Annotated in this window: 4 protein-coding genes; 1 reads left to right on the top strand and 3 read right to left on the bottom strand. The window is 69.9% G+C overall.

Going from position 1 to position 2500, the window contains the following annotated elements; translation table 11 throughout:
* The coding region (locus tag I0Q12_RS05960) for a hypothetical protein (RefSeq protein WP_197251065.1) at positions 1-111 on the top strand (111 nt) is incomplete at its 5' end.
* Positions 112-130: 19 nt separating this feature from the next.
* Here I0Q12_RS05960 and I0Q12_RS05965 read toward each other — a convergent pair.
* The 3 genes from I0Q12_RS05965 to I0Q12_RS05975 form a co-directional block, all read right to left on the bottom strand.
* On the bottom strand, positions 131-1009 hold the full coding sequence (locus tag I0Q12_RS05965) for a LysR family transcriptional regulator (protein WP_197251066.1): 879 nt from the start codon (positions 1007-1009) through the stop codon (positions 131-133).
* A gap of 6 nt (positions 1010-1015) precedes the next feature.
* Positions 1016-1891, bottom strand: coding sequence for a LysR family transcriptional regulator (locus I0Q12_RS05970; protein ID WP_197251067.1), 876 nt, complete (start codon positions 1889-1891; stop codon positions 1016-1018).
* Between the two features lie 17 nt (positions 1892-1908).
* On the bottom strand, positions 1909-2500 hold a 592-nt coding region (locus tag I0Q12_RS05975; protein WP_231610098.1), incomplete at its 5' end, for an enoyl-CoA hydratase/isomerase family protein.

Consider the following 2500-nt stretch of genomic DNA (forward strand, 5'->3'; position numbering starts at 1 on the left):
CTCGCGACCCTCGCGCGTGAGCTGCACCGCCGCGACGGCCGCTACGCGCTCGAGACCATGTGCATCGGCGGCGGGCAGGGCCTGGCCGCGATCTTCGAGCGCGTGGCCTGATCCGACGCAGGCAGCCGGGTCAGGCGTTCGCCGACCGCACCAGGTCGACGAACGCCTGACCCACCGCCGACAACGAATCGGGATCGAACACGAGCCCGAACGCGCGGGTGAACGTGGGGTCGCAGGGCCGCACCACCGCGTGGTCCTGCGCGGATTCCGCGAGTTGCCGTTCGACGAGCGAACCACCGAGACCGGCCAGCACCATCGGCAGCCGGGCCTCGCGATGATCGGTCACCACGCCGACGTCGAGACGCACACCGGCCCGCCGCATCGCGGAGTCGATGCTGTCACCCATCGCGCCGCCGCCGCGGGGAACCAGCACCATCGGAATGTCCGGCATGGCGGCGAGCGGCACGGGGCCTTCCGGAAGGTCGGTGCCCGGGGGATACGCGAGCCAGTACTCCTGCTCGCCGAGCTCGATCACCTCGAGTCCGTAGCCCCCTTCGATCGGGAGGTGGGACACCACGAACTCGCAGTGACCGTCCCGGATGAGCGAGGCGGCGGTCTCCTCGGCGCGGAACTCCCCGAACCGGACCGCCACCTTCGGGTGGGCCTTGCGGAACTGGGCGACGAGATCGACGAGCGGGTCGATCGCCAGCGCCGGGAACACCGCCATGTCGAGACGGCCGGTGATCTCCCCTTCCAGCGACGTGAACAGGTCTTCCACGCCTCCCACATCGCGCAGGATCTGGCGGCTCGGGCCGATGAGGCTGTGCCCGGCCGCGGTGAGCACCATCCCGCGTCCGATCCGGTGGAACAACTGCACGCCGAGTTCGCGTTCGAGGCTGCGCAGCGCCTGCGAGACCGTCGGCTGTGCGACGCCGAGCGCGGCCGCAGCACCGTTGATGCCGTCGTTCTCCACCACGGCGAGGAAGTATTCGACCTGTCGGAATTCCATGTGCGACTACGCTCCCGTCGTCCCGTTGGTGGCGATCGCGACGAACGCGGCGGCCGCCGGTGACGGTTCCCCGGCGCGCAGCACGAGGCCCACCGGCCGCGACATCGGCGGATCGAGCGACCGCACTGCGGCCGTGGGCATCTGTGCTTCGGCGACCTGCCGGGGAGCGATCGTCGCGCCGGTTCCCCGCATCACCAGTTCCCAGGTGGCCGAGGGATGCGCACAGTCGACCGCGATGTCGAGGTCCTTGCCGTCGGTGAGTTCCCCCGACTGCATCGCGTCGGTCCGGTTCGTGAGGTCGACGACCAGGGGGATCGAGGGGAGCAGCGAACGAGGCACCGGATTCGGGAGGCCGTCGGCGAGGTTCGGCGGTACCGCGAGCACCAGTTCCTGCTCGACCACCGGCACGGTGATCATGCCCGCGTGTTCGACGGACAGGTCGGTCACACCGATCTCCGCCTCCCCGCGCCGCAGCGCGGTGTGCACGCCGGCCGGGCCGTCGGTGGCGACGACCCGCACGAGGATGCCGGGATAGCGGCTGCGGAAGCGACGCACCAGCTCGATGACGGGGTGGATGGAGAACGCCGAATAGGTGACGATCTCGATGCGGCCGGCGGCGAGTTCGCGGACCGCGGCGACCTTGCTCTTCGCGCGGTCCACGTCGGCGAGGATGCGGCGTGCGGCGACCTCGAAGGATCTACCCTCGTCGGTCAGTGTCAGGCGGCGACCGGTGCGGTCGAACAGCGTCGTGCCCAGGCGGCGCTCGAGCGTGCGGATCGCCTGGGACAGCGACGGTTGCGAGATGTAGAGGGACTGCGCGGCTTTCGTGATCCCACCGTGGTCGACGACAGCGACGAAGTAGGTCACGAGATGCAGGTCCACGCGGCTATCCTATGCGATCACGTAACCTGCCAGTTACCGGTGAACGCCGGAGGACGCTTCTCGACGAACGCGCGGATCGCGCCGGGCGCGTCGGTCGCGAGGTTTACGGCCTGGGATCGGGCCTCGTTGTCGAGGGCTTCGCGGAGCGTCGACGTCGAGCCTTCCTCCAGCAGACGTGCCGACAGACTCACCGCGACGGGCGGCGCCTCGGCCAGCCGGACGGCCAGCTCGATCGTTCGGGTACCGAGGTCGGCGGGTTCGACCAGCTCTGTCACCAGCCCGAGCGCGAACGCCTCCTCGGCGTCCACGATGTCGGCGAGCATGACCAGCCGCTTCGCCTGGTGCAGGCCGACGAGGCGCGGCAGGATCCAGGAGCCGCCGAAGTCCACGGACATGCCGCGCCGAGCGAAGATCTGGCTGAACTTCGCGGTACGGGACGCCACGACGACATCGCACAGCAACGCCAGGTTCCAGCCGGCGCCGACCGCATAGCCCTCGACCGACGCGATCACCGGTTTCGAGAACTCCGCGACCGCCAGTGCCGCCGAATTGACCTCCCGCATGCGCTCGAGGGGATGCATGCTGTCGCGCCGGTCCATGTCGGCGCCG

Source organism: Rhodococcus sp. CX, assembly GCF_015865005.1.
In the GTDB taxonomy this organism is placed as follows: Bacteria; Actinomycetota; Actinomycetes; order Mycobacteriales; family Mycobacteriaceae; genus Rhodococcus.

Bases quoted from the DNA above. Each gene is read 5' to 3' on its own strand.
- I0Q12_RS05965 (WP_197251066.1), bottom strand. From the start codon at position 1,009: ATGGAATTCCGACAGGTCGAATACTTCCTCGCCGTGGTGGAGAACGAC.